This window comes from Arthrobacter sp. 9AX, assembly GCF_902506095.1.
Lineage (GTDB): Bacteria > Actinomycetota > Actinomycetes > Actinomycetales > Micrococcaceae > Arthrobacter.
This window is the reverse complement of record NZ_LR733293.1, coordinates 379,818-399,075: the sequence shown is the minus strand read 5'-3', so window position 1 is coordinate 399,075 and position 19,258 is coordinate 379,818. Positions and strand designations below refer to the sequence as shown.

Annotated in this window: 18 protein-coding genes; 10 read left to right on the top strand and 8 right to left on the bottom strand. The window is 65.4% G+C overall.

The annotated features are described in order from the left end of the window. Nucleotides 1-112 precede the first annotated feature (112 nt). The 7 genes from BACI348_RS01850 to BACI348_RS01820 all read left to right on the top strand — a co-directional run bounded on the left by BACI348_RS01850 (nt 113) and on the right by BACI348_RS01820 (nt 5,844). Entirely contained in the window at nt 113-793 is a 681-nt protein-coding gene (locus BACI348_RS01850; RefSeq protein ID WP_201298357.1) for a GntR family transcriptional regulator, read from the top strand. A gap of 317 nt (nt 794-1,110) precedes the next feature. Further along, on the top strand, nt 1,111-1,902 hold the full coding sequence (locus BACI348_RS01845) for an amino acid ABC transporter ATP-binding protein (protein ID WP_159823690.1): 792 nt from the start codon (nt 1,111-1,113) through the stop codon (nt 1,900-1,902). A 7-nt stretch (nt 1,903-1,909) separates the two neighbouring features. After that, entirely contained in the window at nt 1,910-2,557 is a 648-nt protein-coding gene (locus BACI348_RS01840; RefSeq protein ID WP_159823689.1) for an amino acid ABC transporter permease, read from the top strand. After that, nucleotides 2,557-3,264 (top strand): amino acid ABC transporter permease, encoded by a 708-nt coding sequence (locus BACI348_RS01835; protein ID WP_159823688.1) that lies wholly within the window; start codon nt 2,557-2,559, stop codon nt 3,262-3,264. Before BACI348_RS01840 ends, BACI348_RS01835 begins: the two co-directional genes overlap by 1 nt. A gap of 13 nt (nt 3,265-3,277) precedes the next feature. Next, nucleotides 3,278-4,144 carry a substrate-binding periplasmic protein gene (locus BACI348_RS01830; protein WP_159823687.1) on the top strand — a complete coding sequence of 289 codons (867 nt, stop codon included), beginning with the start codon at nt 3,278-3,280 and terminating at the stop codon, nt 4,142-4,144. A gap of 66 nt (nt 4,145-4,210) precedes the next feature. Beyond that, nucleotides 4,211-4,489 carry a universal stress protein gene (locus BACI348_RS01825; protein WP_442858482.1) on the top strand — a complete coding sequence of 93 codons (279 nt, stop codon included), beginning with the start codon at nt 4,211-4,213 and terminating at the stop codon, nt 4,487-4,489. 26 nt (nt 4,490-4,515) lie between these two features. Next, nucleotides 4,516-5,844: a flavin monoamine oxidase family protein gene (locus BACI348_RS01820; protein ID WP_159823686.1), complete on the top strand. Its 1,329-nt coding sequence runs from the start codon at nt 4,516-4,518 to the stop codon at nt 5,842-5,844. A 66-nt stretch (nt 5,845-5,910) separates the two neighbouring features. Here BACI348_RS01820 and BACI348_RS01815 read toward each other — a convergent pair whose 3' ends face one another. Next, a complete protein-coding gene (locus BACI348_RS01815; protein ID WP_159823685.1) occupies nt 5,911-7,470 on the bottom strand; it encodes a PucR family transcriptional regulator in 1,560 nt (519 codons plus the stop codon). Nucleotides 7,471-7,579: 109 nt separating this feature from the next. On the opposite strand from BACI348_RS01815, the gene BACI348_RS01810 reads away from it, so the two are divergent. Then, complete coding sequence (locus BACI348_RS01810; protein ID WP_159823684.1) at nt 7,580-9,094, top strand: purine-cytosine permease family protein; 1,515 nt, start codon at nt 7,580-7,582, stop codon at nt 9,092-9,094. Nucleotides 9,095-9,129: 35 nt separating this feature from the next. Further along, nucleotides 9,130-10,083 carry a polysaccharide deacetylase family protein gene (locus tag BACI348_RS01805; RefSeq protein WP_159823683.1) on the top strand — a complete coding sequence of 318 codons (954 nt, stop codon included), beginning with the start codon at nt 9,130-9,132 and terminating at the stop codon, nt 10,081-10,083. Nucleotides 10,084-10,188: 105 nt separating this feature from the next. Here BACI348_RS01805 and BACI348_RS01800 read toward each other — a convergent pair whose 3' ends face one another. The 6 genes from BACI348_RS01800 to BACI348_RS01775 form a co-directional block, all read right to left on the bottom strand. Then, entirely contained in the window at nt 10,189-11,820 is a 1,632-nt protein-coding gene (locus BACI348_RS01800; protein ID WP_236557351.1) for an APC family permease, read from the bottom strand. 123 nt (nt 11,821-11,943) lie between these two features. Next, the gene (locus tag BACI348_RS01795) at nt 11,944-13,497 is read right to left on the bottom strand and encodes an aldehyde dehydrogenase family protein (protein WP_201298356.1); all 1,554 of its coding nucleotides are present in this window, start codon (nt 13,495-13,497) and stop codon (nt 11,944-11,946) included. Between the two features lie 72 nt (nt 13,498-13,569). Next, on the bottom strand, nt 13,570-15,282 hold the full coding sequence (betA, locus tag BACI348_RS01790) for a choline dehydrogenase (RefSeq protein WP_159823682.1): 1,713 nt from the start codon (nt 15,280-15,282) through the stop codon (nt 13,570-13,572). Nucleotides 15,283-15,649: 367 nt separating this feature from the next. After that, nucleotides 15,650-16,243, bottom strand: coding sequence for a TetR/AcrR family transcriptional regulator (locus tag BACI348_RS01785; protein ID WP_201298355.1), 594 nt, complete (start codon nt 16,241-16,243; stop codon nt 15,650-15,652). Between the two features lie 73 nt (nt 16,244-16,316). Further along, nucleotides 16,317-16,646: a DMT family transporter gene (locus tag BACI348_RS01780; protein ID WP_159823681.1), complete on the bottom strand. Its 330-nt coding sequence runs from the start codon at nt 16,644-16,646 to the stop codon at nt 16,317-16,319. Beyond that, complete coding sequence (locus BACI348_RS01775) at nt 16,643-16,993, bottom strand: DMT family transporter (RefSeq protein WP_159823680.1); 351 nt, start codon at nt 16,991-16,993, stop codon at nt 16,643-16,645. The genes BACI348_RS01780 and BACI348_RS01775 overlap by 4 nt, the downstream gene beginning before the upstream one ends. 261 nt (nt 16,994-17,254) lie before the next feature. Between BACI348_RS01775 and BACI348_RS01770 the strand changes: the two genes are divergently transcribed. Further along, on the top strand, nt 17,255-18,439 hold the full coding sequence (locus BACI348_RS01770; protein WP_159823679.1) for an ABC transporter substrate-binding protein: 1,185 nt from the start codon (nt 17,255-17,257) through the stop codon (nt 18,437-18,439). A 218-nt stretch (nt 18,440-18,657) separates the two neighbouring features. Here BACI348_RS01770 and BACI348_RS01765 read toward each other — a convergent pair whose 3' ends face one another. Further along, entirely contained in the window at nt 18,658-19,221 is a 564-nt protein-coding gene (locus BACI348_RS01765; RefSeq protein ID WP_159823678.1) for a DoxX family protein, read from the bottom strand. Nucleotides 19,222-19,258 lie beyond the last annotated feature (37 nt).

The following is a 19,258-nucleotide window of genomic DNA, read 5'->3' as shown; positions in this document are numbered from 1 at the left end:
CTAAAATGTGATCACAGATCACACAACCCCTTTTCCGGAAATTTCTTCCTTCCCCGGAAGCGTTACTGCCCTCGGCGAATGGGCGCGGTCCTCCCGGCCGTATATTTGACTCGTGGTCATATCCAAGCGCGCTGAACCCACCCTGCTGACGGACCAGGTTTATGCGGTGATTCACGCCGCGATCCTCAGTGGGGACCTCCCTGCCGGCTCCCGGCTTAAGGTGCGGGACCTCGCCGAGCAGGTCGGAACCAGCGTGATGCCCGTGCGGGAGGCGATCCGCAGGCTCGAAGAGACGGGCCTCGCGGAGCGCCAACCCCACAAGGGTGCAGTGGTCAAGAGCCTGAGCTTCGAGGAACTGATCCACGTCTATGACGTCCGCCGCCTCCTGGAAACCGAAGCGGCGAGGCTGGGCAGCGAAAACGTCACGCCCCAGGACTGCGACCGGATGCAGTCCGAGTACGAATTGATGCGCAAGGCCATTGATGAACGCCAGGTCATTGCCCTGCTGGATCACGACGAAGCCATGCTGGCCATCCTTTACGAGGCCGCCGGCAACCCGGTCCTGCTCCAGATGATCAGGGCACTCTGGCAGCAATGCCGCGCTTACAAGATTGTTGGCGCCCAGGGGTCCCTCGATGCGGAAAATGACGATTCCTTGTGGCGGTACCAGCAGGATCTGGTGACCGCGGCCCGGAACGGCGACCCCGCAGCCGCCGCAGCCGTGAACGAGGCTTCCCTCCTTGATGCGAGCGAGCGGATCAAGAGCCGGCTCGCCGAACAGGGCGCGCCCTAAGCGGCCCATCAACCCGCAACTGGCCAGTCGGGAACACGGGCCCTGAGCTGGGCCTTCCCCTCTTCATCCCCGCCGTCCTCAACAGCACCCCACAACGTTGCTTCCCCGTGCCCTCATTGCGCCAAAAAATATTCTGTGATTTGTGATCACAGATCTAGACAAGGTCTCGTGTGACTGTCTAGGGTGATGTGCAGCACATGCGGTGACGCAAGCCACAGCCTGTTTCAACTCTGAGCAAGTCTTCAGCCCCCAGGCACGAAACCGCCGGCGGGCCCAATCTCAGGGTTATCTGCCTCATTTATCCAAAGGAACCAAAAATGAGCTTCAGTTTTGGCACTAAGACTCCCTCCATCGCGCTCTCGGGCGAAGTTGTGGTTTCCGGCCTCGGCAAGAGTTACGGAGCGGCCCGCGTCCTGTCGGATGTGAATCTGGTGATGAGCGAGGGCGAGGTGGTGTCGGTTATCGGGCCGTCGGGAGCGGGTAAGAGCACGTTCCTGCGCTGCCTCAACTACTTGGAGACACCAACGGAAGGCATCATCGAAATCGGCGGGGCGAAAGTTGTTGCCGGCGGGAAGCTGCCGGACAAGGCGAGCCTGGACCACCTCCGGCGCGTCACCGGGATGGTCTTCCAGAGCTTCAACCTGTTTCCCCACCTGACCGTCATGGAGAACATCACCCTGCCGCAGAGGAAAGTGCTCGGTGCGAGCAAGGAGCAAGCACAGGAGACCGCCAACAGGCTGCTCAAGCACGTTGGACTTCCCGACAAGGCCAACGCGTATCCCGCCCGGCTCTCAGGCGGCCAGCAGCAGCGCATCGCCATTGCGCGGGCCCTGGCACTGTCGCCCAAGGTCATGCTTTTCGACGAGCCGACGTCAGCCCTCGACCCTGAAATCGGCCTCGAGGTCCTCGCCGTGATGCGCGACCTCGCCGACGAGGGCATGACCATGCTCGTGGTCACCCATGAAATGCACTTCGCACGCGACGTCTCGGACCGCATCATGGTGATGGGCAACGGGGGCGTGCTGGAGATCGGACCGAGCAAGCAGGTGATGTCGGATCCGCAGAATGACCGCACCCGGCAGTTCCTCAAAGCCGTACTGGACAGGTGAGACTGCGATGATTGCAGAACTCCTGCCCGCGATCGCCCGCGGCGTCGGACTAACGCTTTACGTCACGGGCGCCTCGCTCGTTATCGGTGGCATCATCGGCCTGTCACTCGTCGGGGCCGCACGCTCACCGTTCGCCTTCGTCCGGGGTATCGCCACCTTGTACATCAACGTGGTCCGCGTCATCCCGCCGATTACGTGGCTGTTCCTGATCTACTTTGGCTTGCCCCAGTTCGCCCTGCGGCTGTCGACGATCCAGGCCGCAATCATCGGATTCTCGGTCATTGCCTCCGCGTTCATGGCCGAGATCTACCGGTCCGGCCTACTCAGCATCCCCGACGGGCCACGCGAGGCGGCCCACGCACTCGGACTCAGTGCTGCCACCACCGTCCGGCACATCATCACCCCGCAGGCATTCCGTGTGGCGCTGCCCGCCATCGCAACGTACGGCATCGGGCTGTTGAAGGACTCCGCCCTGGCCTCAACCATCGGGGTCCGTGAAATCACCTACTACGCCCAGCAAAGTGCGAAGCAGACGCATGAGGGGCTTCTCTCCTTCATCGTGGCCGGCGCGCTGTACATCGTGATCAGCCTCGTCGTCGCCCTCGTCTCACGGCAGGTCGACCTCGGGCTGCGCAAGAAGATCGGAGTGGCGTGATGGACATGCTGACCCAATGGCTCGGCTGGTTGCCGAGCCTCGCTCCAGGACTTCTTGTCAGCCTCCAACTGACCGGACTCTCGCTCCTTTTCGGATTCCCGCTCGGCTTGCTGTTCGCTGTCATGGCGGCGGCCAAATTCGCACCGCTGCAGTGGATTTCGTTCCTGTTCGTGGAGGTCGGCCGTGGCCTGCCGGCCCTGGTGCTGCTGTACCTGCTGTACTTCAGCCTCCCCGATGCCGGCATCACCCTGACATCCCTGACCACAGCCATCATCGCTTTGACCTGGAACACCGGCGCCTACGCCTCGGAGTACTTCCGCGCCGGGCTGGCCGCAGTACCTCTCGGGCAGAAAGAAGCAGCACTCACCTCCGGCCTCCGTGGCTGGACAGGGTTCCGGATCATCATCCTGCCGCAGGCACTGCGGATCTCCACCCCGCCCCTGGCCGGACTCGCCGTCCTCGTCTTCCAGGGCAGCGCCCTCGCTTTCGTGATCGCCGTGCCGGAACTGATGTCCAAGGGCTTCGAAATTGCATCCATCACCTTCGAATACCTCAGCGTCTACTTGCTCACCGCCGTGCTACGGGTCACTCACTCTCATTTTCCTGGGTCTGGTCCGGGTGCTGGAACGCCGCCTCGGCCGCCACCTGCAACGCAACTGACCTTCGCTCCACCCATCCAGGGCAATCCCGCCCCGCAACCTCAGTAAAGAAAGAAAAACCATGTCACGAACTCCCCGCACCCTGGTGCGCACACTGTCCGCCTGCGCCGCGGCCGGCCTGCTCACGGTCTCCCTCACCGCCTGCGGAGGCAACGACACCGCCGGCAGCGCCTCTGACTGCACACCGGCACACAGCGACCTCAACACCATCACCGAAGGCGAGCTGACAGTCGCCAGCTACGACTATGCACCCGCCACAATCCTGGAAGGCGAAGGCGTCACCGGGATGGAGGGTGACCTGATCAACGAGATCGCCAGGCTTGAGTGCCTCAAAGTCACGGTGAGCACCTCCGGCGGCGCAGGAGCGGTTATCCCGTCAGTGCAGTCAAAGCGCGTTGACATCGGCTCGGGAAACTGGCTGCGCACCAAGGAACGGACCAAGATCGTCTACATGAGCACGCCGCTTTGGAGCGACCCGCAGGCCATCGTCTCCACCACGGGGCTGACCAGCGACAATCTTGAAGGCAAGGTGATCGGCTCCGTGGCCGGCAACCTCTGGAACGACAGCATGCAGAAGTGGCTGGGAGATAAGTTCAAGATCTACCAGGACGACGAATCCATCTACGGCGATCTCAAGGCGGGCCGCATCGACGCACTGGTGGCATCCTCCGCATCCGCCAACTACCGGTTCAAAACAGCCCCCATCGAGGGTTCCACGGTGGTCGACGTGAAGCCGAACGCGAACGTCCCGCAGTTCGCGGCGGTGGGCCAGGTCATGTTGCCGTCCAGCCTCGATAATGACGCACTCGGAAAGGCACTGGACGAGGACATCAAGAAACTCCGGGAAGACGGCACTATCAAGAAGCTCCTTGAGAAGTATGCGATCGACCCCTCCGTCGGGGAGCCGGGCGCACCCAGCGAGCTCTGACCGCAGCGTCCTTCCACGTTGTTTCAGCCTTCGACGCTGAGCGTTCGGACGTCTTCAGCAGCGGCCGTGACAAATGGCTGGTCGTCGGACGCCGACAAGGCAGAACACGTCGCGAGGACCGTGGCTGACACCTTGGGCGGGGACATCAACATCACCTACTCCGTAGCCGGCGGCAGGCGGGCGGATGCCCGCATCAGAGAAGCGATCCGCAAGGAGGCCCGCGTCATCGTGGTGGGCAACCGCAGGATGCGGGGCATCGGACGCGTCCTGGGCAGCGCGGCCAACAGCGTGGCGCACAGTGCGCCCTGCGACGTCTACATTGCCAGCACGTACGACGCCGACTAAGCAGATTTTTCCAGAAGGAGCCACCAGTGCATGACGTGATTATTGTTGGAGCCGGCGCCGCAGGACTTGGTACTGCGTACTATCTGCGGGACACGGGCCTGGATGTCCTTGTCCTGGAGGTCGGTCCGGACATCGGCGGCCGGTCACGCACCGTCCAGTTGGCCGGAACGTCGGCGAACTCCGGCGCGATGTTCGTCTACAAGGGAACGAAATCAGAAGAGCTTGTAAACCAACTGGGCATCCAAACTGTGCCCTTCCTGCCCGAAACGTACGGTATCCACGTCAACGGCAAAACCGTAGTGGCGCATACCAACGAGGACCTGGTGGCCGGCCTTAGTCTCACGGAGTCCGAAAAGACGGAGCTGGTCAAGTTCATTGAAACCTCCCTTACGGAGTACCAGGACTACGTCAATGACCGGACAACAGCCGGCGGGCTCGACAAGCTGACAAGCGAGACCGTGGCGGAAAGAATCCGTGACCTGCAGCCGGCGGTCCGGGACATTATCGCCACCGCAATCCGCGGCGGCGCCGTGGGCGATCCGGCCAACCTCTCGGCGAAATACGCGCTGCGGTATTTCGCCAGCTACCTGGCACGGGAAAAGAACAACCGCCTGTTCGCGCTCGAAGGAATGCAGGCCATTCCACGCGCCATCCTGGAACGCCTGCCTGAGCACACCGTCCGCTGCAACACCCGGGTGACCGATGTTGCCTGGCTGGAGCAAGAGGGCGTCTACGAGGTGGCCGTTCAGGGCGAAAGCGGCACAGGCAACCTGACGGCAAAGCACGTAGTCCTGGCAGTTCCCGGGCCGGTGGTCCCGGATATCATCGGGGACCTGCCGGAATGGAAGAAGTCCGCGCTCACTAAGGTGGCCAGCCCCGGCAGCACCACGCTCAACATCGTGGCCGATATTGAAGGGCTCCCGGAGTTCAAGGACTGGGCGTTCATCGTCACCGTCGGCATGCCCTTCGACGCCATCATCAACCCTGTCCCGGGCGGTACAGAGGAGACCTCCCAGGCAAACATCCTGCAGCTGACCTGCTACGGAAACTCCTCGGGCTACCTGCCGGGGTTTGCCGACGACGAGCCGCGGGTCGCACAGTGGATGGAGGACGTCTACAGGGTGGCACCCCAGCTTCGCGGCCGCGTCCTCGGGGTGCACGCCCAGACCTGGCAGCACTGCTTCGCCCTGCTCAGTCCCGGGCGGGCGGCAGCTCTTCCGGAGCTTCAACGTTCGGTGGGGACACTGCACTTCGCGGGCGACTACACCTCCGAGACCGCAGGGACCCACGGGGCCTACACCGAGGCCGAACGCGTTGCAGCGCTGATCAAGGCGTCCCTGAAACCCACGGATTAGGCGGGAAGTGAAGGGCATCGGTCCAAAACCCGCGTCAGGTGGGAGAGGGTTGCCCGAAAACCCGCATCAAGTGAGAGAGCGTCCGGGCCGGGTAGCCTGGAGCGCGGCCATCCGGGCTGCGAGGTGCAGTGCCGGGAGCCGGCCGGTGCCGCGGGGATCACCGCCGCACAGGGAGAAAATCCGCTGCAGCCGCTGATGCATGGACTGCCGCTCCACATGCAGCTCCCTGGCGGTCTGCGCGGTGTTGCATCCCGAATCCAGCCAGACGCGCAGCGTCACTGCCAGCTGGGAGTGACGCTGCGCGTCGTGCTCCAGGACGGCGGCCAGCTGCTGGTTGACGAAGTCCCGCCGCCGGGCTTCGTCCATCACCTGGACCGCCAGCCGTTCCACGGCGAACGCCTGGGCGTCAAGCACCCGCCCCGGTGCGGTGGCCGCTGACCTGGAAGGGCCGACGTCGGAAGCCAGTTCCAGCGTGAGCCTCGCCTCGGACAGGGACCACGGAGCGGACGCTATCCCTGGCGCCACAGGCCCCACTGCACTCACCGTCCCCTCGGGCACCTCCAGCGACTGCAGGCCGTCCACAATCTTTTGCCGTTCATCCTGGACATTCCCCGAGCGGAGGACACCCAGCGCCAGGAGTTCCGCGTTGTCCGCATAGCTGGCGCCGTGCTGGCCGCCCGGATCGAGCAGGCGCTCCACATCCTTGCGGAGCTGCTTGGAGGCAGGGGAACGGACCACCACGGCCACTACCTGTGCGGTCACCGCAATGCCCGCCGCAGGAGCCAGTTCCTGGAGTCGCCAGTTCTGTTTTCCCGAATCCATCGCCCGGATCAGCGCCGCGCCTGCCATCTCCTTCAACCCCGGAGGCATGCGCTGCAGCAGGGCAAGAGCCAGGATGTCCACAGAACGGTTCGCGGCAATCCTGGCAAGGTTCACGTCAGCGTCACCGCGGACGTACACCGTCAACCGGGCAGACGGAATGCCCCGCACCGGCACCTCCACGTGGATGGTGTTTCCGTCTTCACCGGAGGACGCCGGGCCCGGTTCATTCAGGTGCCCGTTGGGCTCGGCGCTGGCCAGCGCCGCACCGGCCGTGGAGGTCAGCACCACCTCCGAACGCGTTGCCGCAGCCAGGACCGCCAGGATGCGGTCAAGGCTTCCGCCGTGGGCCAGTTCCACCGCCATGGCATGGCTGGCCTGGTCCGCCTGCTGCAAGTGCGCCGCGGACTCGCTGACCAGCTGTGAGTTGATGGCCTCCATAACCCCCACGAACGGGACCACCTTGCGCAGCTCGATCAGGGGAAGTCCGGCCTCCTCAGCGGCCAGGATCATCGAGGACGGAATGGACGGCAGCACACTTCCCGTCTCCACGGCGAGCGCCGCCACCCCACGCTCCGCAAGATCCCGGATGTACACGGTGCGGCGCTCATCGGAAGCGGACACAAGGGCCTGTCCCCCCGTCAGCAGTAGCTCACCGCCCCCGAGCAGCGACGCAATATCCAGGACCTCGCTGGAGTGGATCCACCGGAGCTGGGTCTGCGGTACCACTCCCGCGGCTGCGCGGACCACCGGATCGGCGGCCCGGACAGTGGAATGCCGAAGGACATCTTCCAAACGAACCGGCATGACACTCCGTCATATAGAAGGGGAAAGCTTAGGACACATTGTAGCTAGTCGATGTGTCCCCCGACACATAACCTTGAAGAATCCCCATCCCCTCAAAGAAGAGGCCCCGATGCAACAACAACCCACTCCAGGAGTCGAGCAATCCGCCCACGCGGAAGACGTCGAAGCCTGGCTCCAGCCCATCCCCGAGTCCCGGCGCACCCACAAAGTTTCGGGCCAGTTCTGGATCTGGGCGGGCGCCAACCTGGCACCGATCAACTGGGTCCTGGGCGCCCTCGGAATCCATCTGGGGCTGGGTTTCGCGGACACCGTGACAGTCCTGGTCCTGGGCAACCTGATCGGTATGCTGCTGTTCGGCTGCTTTGTCCTGCTGGGCCAGAAGACCGGCGCCACCGGCATGGTGCTCGCCCGGGCTGCCTTCGGCCGCCGCGGCAACTACCTCCCGGCAGCCATCCAGGCGCTCCTGGTGATCGGCTGGTGCGCCGTCAACACCTGGATCATTCTGGACCTGGTGATGGCGCTGTTCGGCACCCTCGGCTGGGTGGATCCCACCGCCCACAACTACGGCTGGAAGATCGGCGTGGCCACGGTCATCATGGCCGCGCAGGTGGCCATCGCCTGGTTCGGCTACAGGGCGATCGCCGCCTTCGAGAAGTGGACCGTTCCGCCCACCATCATCATCCTCGCCGTGATGTCCGCTGTGGCCTGGATCGGAATGAAGATCGACTGGTCCTACGCCGGGCCTGCGGGCAACATCCTTGAAGGATCGGAGCGGATCGCGGCAATGAGCGCCGTGATGACCGCCATCGGCATCGGCTGGGGCATCACCTGGTTCACGTACGCGGCGGACTACTCCCGCTTTGTCAGCACCGAAGTCCCCAGGAAGAAGGTCTACCTGGCCTCCGTCCTGGGCCAGTTCATCCCCGTGGTCTGGCTCGGCGTCCTCGGCGCAAGCCTTGCCACCAACAGCGGCGAGATCGATCCCGGGAAGCTCATCGTCCAGAACTTCGGCGTGATGGCGCTGCCGGTCCTCCTGATGGTGCTGCACGGCCCCATCGCCACCAACATCCTGAACATCTACACCTTCTCGGTGGCCACGCAGGCGCTGGACATCACCATCAGCCGCCGCAAGCTCAACCTGTTCGTCGGGGTCTTCTCGCTCGGCGCCGTCGTCTTCTTCATCTTCCAGGAAGACTTCGCCGCCGTCCTGGACGCCTGGCTCATCGGCCTCGTGGCCTGGGTGGCCGCCTGGGGCGGCGTGATGCTGGTGCACTACTTCTGGATTGACAAGCGTTGGCCCGGGAATCCGGACAGGCTGTTCGACGGCGTCGGCACCAGCCGGCTTCCGGGCGTCAACTGGGCGGGCGTCACCTCCCTCCTGGTGGGCATCTTCGCCACCTGGCTGTTTATGTACGGTCTCGTCCCCGCCATGCAGGGCCCCATCGCCGTGGCCCTGGGCGGCTGGGACTTGTCCTGGCTCGCCGGCGGCCTGGCCAGCGCCGCCAGCTACGCCATCCTGGGCCCGAAAGTGCACCGCAGATTCCTCTCCGCTTCGGCCCCGGCCCCGCAGGGGCCCACCGAGCTGACCGGAGCGTCCGCTCCCGGTGCGCCGGCCGCCTCCTGACCCGCTTCCGAACTTCCAAAGATCCTAGGAACACCGTGAACCTTGAAGCCTTCCCCGATTCCGCCCACCCCATCACCTGGCCCGAAGGAAAGCGCGCCGCAGCGTCCTTCACCTTCGATGTGGACGCCGAATCCTGCACCATCGCCCACGATCCCAAGAGCACCGGCCGAATGTCGCTGATGACGCACCAGTCCTACGGGCCCAAGGTGGCCGTTCCCCGGCTGCTGCAGATCCTCCGGCGGCAGGACATCCGCGCCACGTTCTTTGTTCCCGGCTTCACAGCCGAGTGCTACCCGGACACCGTCCGCCGGATCGTGGACGCCGGACACGAGGTGGCCCACCACGGCTACCTGCACGAGCCCATGCAGGGCATTGACGCCGACACCGAGGCCCGCTACATGGACCGTGGACTCGAGGCGCTGGCCAAGGCCGCCGGGGTTCAGCCGGCAGGCTACCGGGCACCCTGGTGGGAGCTGAACTGGCACTCCGCGGGGCTCCTCGCGGACCGCGGCTTCCTCTACGACTCCAGCCTGCTCGACGGCGATGCCCCCTACCGCTTCAGCGTCGCCCCGGGTGACTCCCGGGACATCGTGGAGATTCCCGTGGACTGGGCCCTCGACGACTGGGAGCAGTACGCCTTCTACCCGGGCGTGACCGGCAGCGGAGTCATCGAAAGCCCCGCGAAGGTCCTCGAAATGTGGACGCTCGAGGCCGAGGCGCACCTCGCGCAGGGCAGCTGCTTCGTCCTGACCAACCACCCCTTCATCTCCGGCCGGCCCTCCAAGGCGGTGGCGCTGGAACGGCTGATCGAGCGGGTGAAGGGGATGGACGGCATGTGGGTGGCCACCATGGAGGAGATCGCCGGGCATACCCGGCGGACAGTCCGTGAGGTGCACACGCACGCCCGGATCGACGTGCCTGCCTTCCCGGATACGGGAGCCCGGTTCACGCCGTCGCTCATTCGCGAACCATCGGCCGCCGCAGGCTGACGTTCGAGAGCCGGCCCCCGGCCCAGGACATCCCGTGGTACACGACGACGGGCATCCCTCCGCCGCCCGGGGTTGGCGGAGGGATGCCCGTCAAGGCCGCAGGTGCTACCTGGCCGCGTCCAGCACGGACGGCGCGTCCGCGGCACCGGCCGGCGCAGAAACCGGCCCGGGATGAACCCCAACGGGCGCTTCTAAGGGCGCCGGTGTGGAGTTACCCGGGGCGGCCGCGGCGTGCTCGGCGAGGACGCGGGTCTGGTGCCTGAGCTTCGTGCGGTACAGCAGGGCCCCGCCCACGGTGACGGCACCGACGAACAGCACGCCGCCCCACTGGAGGTACCACTCAAACGGCGGTACCGAGTTGTAGATTTCCTGCCGCGGCCAGATGAGGTTCAGCGTCATGGCACCGCCCCACAGGACCGCGAGGATGTTCACGGGCAGGCCCCACTTGCCCATGCTGAACCCGACGTCGGAATCCTCTCCCGGCCACTTCCCGAGGAGCCGCTTCTTGAGCAGGGGCACGGTGACCAGCAGGTAGGACAGGTAGATCAGGACGATGCTGATGCTGGACATGATGGTAAAGATCGCCGGCTGCATGACGTTCACCAGGAGCGGTATGACGGCAAGGACACCGATGACGATGGCCGCCACCGTGGGCGTTTTCCGCACCGGGTCCACCTTGCTCAGCTGGCGGCTGAACGGCAGATTGTTGTCCCGTGCCATCGCGAACATCATCCGGATGGCAGCGGCGTGGACGGCCAGGGTGCAGACCACCACGGCCACCACGATGCACGCCAGGAATGCCTTACCGAAAGGCCCGCCAAGGACACTGAGCACGATGTACTGCAGGCCACCGTCGGCAGATCCCACCTTGGGGTCGGACAGGTCAGGCGCGGCCAGGATGCCGAAGAGCAGGATCAGGCCGCCCAGCAGGAAGGACGCGGTGACCGCGCGGAGGATCGCCTTCGGCGCGGTCCGCTTGGGGTCCTTGGTTTCCTCGCCGAGGGAACTGGCGGTGTCGAAGCCGTACATCACGTAGCCGGAGGCCATGGCGCCGATCAGGAAGACGCCGAAGAAGCCAAGGTCGTGCCCTTCGCCGAAGCCGGCGGTGTCGAAGAAGACCTCGGGGCCGCGCACCACGTGGAAGCCGAGGGCGAGGATCAGCAGCACGGCGGCGATCAGTTCCACAAAGACGCCGATGCTGTTGATCCTGGTCATCAGCTTCACCCCGAAGGCGTTGATCAGCGTGGAGATGCCGATCATGATGCTCGCCAGCAGGACGCCGTTGAGGGCGAAGTCATACGTGCCAGTGCCGTCCCCGATGATCTGGAACCCCGACCAGAGCTGAGGCAGCGTGATTTGCAGCGCCAGGGCGACGGCGCCAAGCGCCACCATGGAGGAGATCAGCAGCAGCCAGCCTGCCAGCCACGAAAACGTGCCGGAGGTGAGCCGTTTGGCCCAGTTGTAGACGGACCCGGCCACGGGATAGCGGCCGGCCAGCTCGGCGAAGCAGAGCGCCACCATCAGCTGGCCGACGAACACGATGGGCCAGGACCACGCGTACGCGGGGCCGGCCATGGAGAAACCAAAGTAGAACAGTTGAAAAACGCCGGTGAGGATGGAAATGTAGCTGACTCCGGCCGCGAAGCTGGCGAACTTGCCGATACTGCGGTCCAAAGTCTGGGCATAGCCGAATTCGTCCATGCCGCTTGAATCAGTACTCTTGCTGGGTTCCAACATCTGAACTCCTAAGTCAGAAAAGCACAGTGGTGTTGACCTGCGGCCGCCGTTGGACGCAGGTGATGCAACCGGCGGGGCACCGCGTGCGCACTGCCCCGCCGTTCCCCCGTTGCTGTTTGATGCCTACTCGGCAGCGGCAGCCCCCGGTTCCTGCGGAGGCGAGCCGAACCAGCCACTGGGTGCGGGCTGGATGTTCTGCCAGATATGTTTTGCCTCGCGGTACTCGTTGAGGCCTGCGCTGCCGAGCTCGCGGCCGATCCCCGACTTTCCGAAACCGCCCCACTCCGCCTGCGGGACATACGGGTGGTAGTCGTTGATCCACACCGTTCCGTGCCGGAGCCCGGAAGCGACCCGCTGCGCCTTCGAGGCGTCCGAGGTCCAGACAGCACCGGCCAGGCCGTACTCCGTGTCGTTCGCGATCGCCACAGCCTCGTCCTCCGTGCGGAACGTTTCCACCGTGAGTACGGGTCCGAACGACTCCTCCCGCAGCACGCTCATGCCCGAACGGCAGTTGCCGAGGACGGTGGGCGGGTAGAAGAAGCCGTCGGCGAGCGGGCCAACGTCCGGGATGTACCCGCCGCAGAGCAGTTCCGCACCTTCCGAAATGCCGGCCTGGACGTAGGCGTGGACCTGGTCACGGTGCTTTGCGGAGATGAGCGGCCCCGTCTCCGCTTGCGGATCGAACGGTCCGCCCATCCGGATCTTCTTGGCCCGTTCCACCACTTCGGCCACAAAGCGCCCGGCGATCGTCTCCTCGACAACGAGCCGCGCTCCTGCCGAGCACACCTGGCCGGAGTGCAGGAAGACCGCTGTCAGGGCATTGTCGACGGCGGCGTCCCAGTCCGCGTCTGCGAAGACGACGTTGGGGTTCTTCCCGCCAAGTTCGAAGGCGACGCGCTTCACGGTTTCTGCGGCGGCGGCCATGATGGTCTGGCCGGTGGCCAGGCTCCCGGTCAGGGAAACCAGGTCGACGCGCGGGTCCGAGCTGAGCGGGCCGCCCACCCTGGATCCGGAGCCGGCAACGAGGTTCGCGACGCCGGCAGGAACGCCGGCCTCCGCGAGGGTCTCCATGAGCAGGATAGAGGTCGACGGCGTCAGCTCGCTGGGCTTGAGCACAAACGCGTTCCCCGCCACGAGGGCCGGAGCCACCTTCCATGCCGCCTGCAGGAGCGGGTAGTTCCAGGGGGCGATGAGGGCGCACACGCCGAGCGGTTCGTACACCACGCGGCTGATGGCGTTCGGCCGGCCCGTATCGATCACCCTCCCGGCGTCCAGGCCCGCGATCTTTCCGTAGTAACGGAAGCAGGCGGCAATGTCGTCGATGTCATACTCGGCCTCGACGAGCCGCTTGCCGGTGTCCAGCGCCTCGGCCCGGGCGTAGGCAGCTTTATCCCGTTCCAGCAGGTCCGCTATGCGCAGGAGGACCGCGCCGCGCTCGAGGTCGGTCAGCCGCCGCCAGGGGCCGCTGTCAAAAGCCGAGCGCGCAGCCGCGATCGCCCGTTCTGCGTCATCCGCCGTCGCGGATGCCACCACCGCCACCTCCTGCCCGTCCGCAGGGCAGCGCACAACTGTTGTGCCGCCGTCGGACGCTTCCTGCCAGGCGCCGCCGATGTAGAGGCCCTTGATCACGTCCCCGGCCGTCCCGGCCTGGTGACGCCGCTCAGCGGTGGCGGTCATGGTGTCTCCTATGTGTTGTGGTGCCTGTGTGTTGTGGTGCCTGGTCCAGGGAGTCCTTTATACCCAGCATGCCTAGGCCTTTGCTGCCGCGGCTACGGTTCCCCGGGCACTGTTACGCTCGAGCGGGCTGGCGCCGTGCCGGTAGAACTCCGAATGCTGCGGCGCCAGGGGTGCCTTGCCGGCGATGAGGTCGGCGGCCTTTTCGGCAAGCATCATGACGGGCGCGTAGATGTTCCCGTTGGTGACATATGGCATGGCGGAGGCGTCTACCACGCGCAGGCCGGTGGTGCCGTGGACTGTCATGTCCAGCGGGTTGACCACGGCCATGGGGTCGGAGTCCGGGCCCATCTTCGCTGTGCAGGATGGGTGAAGCGCCGTCTCGGCGTCGCGGGCAACCCAGTCAAGGATCTCGGCGTCCGTCTGTACGGCGCGGCCCGGGGAAAGCTCGCCGCCGTTGAACGGCGACATGGCGGACTGGCCCAGGATGTCGCGGGCAACATGGATGGCCTCCACCCATTCGCGCCGGTCCTGGTCCGTGGACAGGTAGTTGAACACCATGGACGGGTGGACAGTGGGGTCCGTGGACTTGATCTTCAGGGTGCCGCGGGCGTCGGAGTACATGGGGCCGATGTGCACCTGGTAGCCGTGCTTCGCATCGGCCTTCTGGCCGTCGTAGCGGACGGCAACCGGCAGGAAGTGGAACATCAGGTTGGGGTAGGCAACATCCTCGTTGGAGCGGACAAAGCCGCCTCCTTCGAAGTGGTTGGTGGCCGCCGGGCCCTTGCGGCCGAAGAGCCACTGCATGCCGATCCACGGCATGCGCCAGACGTCGAGGGCCGGCTGCATGGAGACCGGCTGGGTGCAGGCGTGCTGGATGTAGACCTCGAGGTGGTCCTGGAGGTTTTCGCCGACGCCGGGCAGGTTGGCCACCGTGTTGATGCCCAGCGGGTTCAGGTGGGCCGCGTCGCCCACGCCGCTGAGCTGCAGCAGCTGCGGGGTGTTGATGGCGCCGCCGGCCAGGATCACTTCACCGGCGTTGACCTGGTGCGTCTTGCCGTTGCGGCGGTAGGTCACGCCCGTTGCCACGTTGCCCTTGAAATTGACCTTCGTTGCAAGGGCCCGGGTCAGGACGGTGAGGTTTTTCCGCGAGGAGTTGGGCCGGAGGTGCGCCCTGGAGGCCGAGAGCCGCTGGCCCTTGTGGACATTGCGGTCAAAGGGAGCGAAGCCTTCCTGGCGGTAGCCGTTGACGTCGTCGGTCATCGGGTAGCCGGCCTCCTGGGCCGCCTTGAAGAACGCCTGGAAGAGCGGATTCGTGGCGGGACCCCGCTCAAGGACCAGAGGGCCCCCGTGCCCGCGGAGCTCGTCATCGGGATCCGCTGCCAGCGCGTTTTCCATCCTGTTGAAGTAGGGAAGGCAGTGGGCGAAGTCCCAGGTTTCCATTCCGGCATCGGCGCCCCAGCGCTCGTAGTCCAGCGGGTTTCCGCGCTGGAAGATCATGCCGTTGATGGAGCTGGAGCCGCCCAGGACCTTGCCGCGGGCGTGGGCCACGCGGCGGCCGCCCATGTACGGCTCGGGATCCGACTGGTAGCGCCAGTCATAGAGCGGGTTGCCGCTGGGGAAGGTCAGCGCGGCGGGCATCTGGATGAACAGGTCCCATGGGTAGTCGCTTCGCCCTGCCTCGAGAACCAGGACGCTGCTCTGGCCTCCTTCGCTCAGGCGGTTGGCCAGCACCGAACCGGCGCTTCCACCACCGACGATGACGTAGTCATAGTGGGTTTTTGTCATGCTGCAAACTCTCCTTCTACCTGGTGCCGCTCACAGCGGCCCAGGGCGGGTCGTCGTTCTTTCTCAAGCGAAAGGTTGACCGTGTTAGCCGGAGAATCCGGGGTATTCCCTGGTGTGGCGTAGGTCATATTCAAGGAGAGTAATGCACCTTGAACGAGTGTTCAATAGAAAAACTGGTCAAACGTTCAAAATTTACGCCGGCGAAACATCAACGGGCCCCCGGGCTGCGGAAACGGGGGTCGGAGGCACCAAAATGTCTGGCTCCCGCCCGATTGTGACAGTGCGACGGGCTTGGGCGCGACGGGGACCGCACGGCCCCTGCGGGCCCACTGAAAGAACGGCGGAGAGGGAGGAGGCAGCCGCCGCTTTAAGCGGCGAAGGCGATCTCTTCGGTCCGGGCGATGCTGCGCCGGATGGATTCCTTGTCCACGCCCAGGAGCGCGGTCAGCCACACCCCGTTCTGCACAACAACGATGTCTGCCGCCCGCTCCTTGCAGTCCATGGCCGACAGCTCCGGCCTGGCATTCCCGATCAGGGCTGCGAGCCCATCAAGGTAGCGGGCGAACGCTGCCGCATTGATGAGGGCGAAGTCCTCGTCCGCCCTCGCAAGCGCCCATAGATGAAGGCGCAGGGACAGGTACCGCGTGGTCAGGAGCTCCGGACCCGCAACCCGGCGAAGGGCATTGCGCAACTGCTCCTCCGGGGGCAGGGCGGGATCCTGCGCAACCAACGCAAGGTCGTGCTCGTCCACTCTGCGCAGGGCCGCACGGATCAGGCTCGATTTGTCCTCGTAGTAGTAGTTCACCAGGCCGAGGGCGACTCCCGCCTCGCGGGCCACCGCGCGCATGCTGACACCCGAAATCCCGTGGCGCGACAGCAGTTCCAGCGCTGCTTCAAGAATGCGCGACTGCCTGTCAACCTGCCCGCCCTGTCCGCGGGTGTTCACGGTGCCTGTATCCACCCGGCCAGCCTATGGTGAAAGCGGTGCCGGTGCATCCCGCGCCGCCTGACCGTGAACTTACCGGACATTGCCGCTACAGCGCGTGGCCGGCGCCGATCTCGACAATGAGCACTCCCACGGAAATGAGCAGGATCCCGGCTGCCATGGTCGGCGTCAGCGGTTCCTTGAACAGGATCCTGCTGGCGATTGCGGTCAGCGCAACGCCGCATGCCACCCAGATGCCGTACCCCACACCCAGGGGAAGCCCTTCGGCAAGCGCCAGGCCGAGGAAACTGAAGGCGCTGACATAGCCCGCCACGATGGGAATGAGCCAGAGCTTCTTCTTCAGCCCCTCCGAGGCACGCAGGGACATGGTGGCAGCGACTTCCGTCAGAATGGCGAGGATGAGGAACAGCCAGGTCATGCCTGTTCGCGTTCCTGCCTGGCGTGGGCCTTCTGCGAACCCACTTCAACGGTGATGACGCCCGCCAGGATCAGTGCCATGCCGCAACCCATCAGCCACGTGAGCGGCTCATCGAAGATGCTGGCAGAAAGCAGGGCGGTGGCGGTGACCCCGCCTGCGCCCCATGCGCCGTAGGCGACGCTGATGGTCATCCCCAGCCGGAGGCATACGCTCAGCAGGAAGAACGCGGTGACGTATCCGAAGACCACCAGCACGTACCAGACCGGCGCTTCGAGAGCCGCCTTCAGGGCCAAGGTAGCACTGACCTCCGTGATGATCGCTCCGCCCAGGCACAACCACTGCTTCATTCCCGGTCTCCATCGCCGATCCAGCCACCAGCCCAGGTCCGTGGGCAGCACCAAACTTTACCATCCGGACGGTATGGAATCCGTTTGCTTTTCATCACCCCCGACCGCCGGAATAAGACGTCCTGCGACGTTTCTTGACGCTGCGCTACCTCCTGTTGAGCGTTCGCGACGCCCCGTGAACGCCCGCTACGGGATTGATTGTGGGGCTGCCGGGGGCTCCGTAATCTCATCTCAGCACCCGCCCCAGCAAAGGAATCCCCCATGTCAGACCCCTCGAACAAGAGCTCCGGGAACCAGGATGGCTCCACCCGCATCGTCGCCGGGCAGTCCAACAAACCCAAGCGTCCCCTGGGCCAGAAGATCGGCATCGCCGCCGTCCTCCTCGCCCTGGTGGGAGGCGGCGCGGCCGTCGCCGCCACCGTGAACGGCGGCAACAGCGCCCCCGCTGCCGCGGGGGAAACCGCCCCCTCCGGCAACCCGGCCGCCGAACTGAAGCTCGGCTATTTCGGCAATGTCACCCATGCCCCCGCCCTCGTGGGCGTCAGCAAGGGCTACATCGCCGACGAGCTTGGCGACACCAAGCTGACCACCCAGGTGTTCAACGCCGGCCCTGCCGCCGTCGAAGCCCTGAACGCCGGCGCCATCGACGCCACCTACATCGGACCCAACCCCGCCATCAACTCCTTCGTCAAGAGCGGCGGTGAGTCCATCAACATCATCGCCGGCGCTGCTGCCGGCGGCGCACAGCTGGTGGTCAAGCCGGAGATCAACTCCGCGGCCGACCTCAAGGGGAAGACTCTCGCTTCCCCGCAGCTCGGCGGCACGCAGGACGTGGCATTGCGCGCCTGGCTTACCGCCCAGGGCTACAAGACCAACGTGGACGGAAGCGGCGACGTGGCCATCAACCCCACGGAGAACGCCCAGACCCTGAAACTGTTCCAGGACGGAAAGCTCGACGGCGCGTGGCTGCCTGAGCCCTGGGCCTCCCGCCTGGTGCTGACCGCCGGCGCCAAAGTGCTGGTGGATGAAAAGGACCTGTGGGACGGCTCGCTGTCCGGCAAGCCGGGCGAGTTCCCCACCACCATCCTGATCGTCAACCAGAAGTTCGCCGCAGACCATCCGGACACCGTCAAGGCACTGCTGAAGGGCCACGTGAAGTCGGTTGAGTGGCTGAACCAGGCGGCCGCCGGCGAGAAGGCCTCCGTCATCAACGCAGCACTCAAGGAAGCCGCCGGCGCCGAGCTGAAGGCCGACGTGATCGACCGGTCCCTGAAGAACATCGTGTTCACGGTGGACCCCCTCGCCGGGACCTACCAGAAGCTTCTGGCCGACGGCGTGACAGCCGGCACCACCAAGCAGGCTGACATCAACGGCATCTTCGACCTGCGGCAGCTCAACAGCGTCTCCGGAGAGAAGACCTCGGCAGCGAAGCTTGGCAAGGAGTAACCGTCAACCAGCAACGCTCTCTCACTTAATGCATCGTCCAGGCCAACGCTCTCTCACTTTCCTGAAGAAAGTGAGAGAGCGTTGGCGATTTAAGCGCATCAAGTGAGAGAGCATCACTCCTCCAGGTATCAGGGGGGCGGATACTTCGCAGGGGTGGGCCGGGAGCGGAACGGCGGGTCGGCTCTGGGTGGTATCCGCGGCACGGATAGCCACCCGGTTCACCCTTCGTCTGGGGCGGTGCCTGTGGCCGGCGCAGCAGCGTCGGCGGCCAGGGCCTGGCGCCGGCGGTACACCTGGATCGCGATGGCTGTGGGAATCACTGCCAGTGCCGTGATCCGCATCCAGGGCCGGTCCAGGACATGACCGGTGAGCTCATCCACCGAGAAGGGCCCGGAACCGCCAATAGTGAAGGCCGCTGCTGCCATGCCCAGCACCGCGGGATACTCGAGGCCGCCTTCGGTGGCGAAGAAGCCGTTCGGGGCGTGAACGCTGGCCGCCACGCCCATGGTGGTTGCAGCAGCGGCGCCGGCGGCAGGGGTGGCCAGCCCGAGGGCCAGGGCCAACCCGGCTCCTGCTTCACCCACGCCCGCAAGGACGGCGCTGGGTTTTGCGGGGCGGAACCCCATGGCGTGCATCCCCTTACTGGTGCCTTCTACGCCTCCCCCGCCGAACCAGCCGAACAGCTTTTGGGTTCCGTGCGCGACGAGCACGCCTCCCAGCGCGACCCGGAACAGGGTCTGCGCTGCGGCGGCCGCCTCAGGGCTGGTGGTTATGTTGCTCATAACAGTCCTCCTCGATTACCGAGTCGCTGCACGGCTC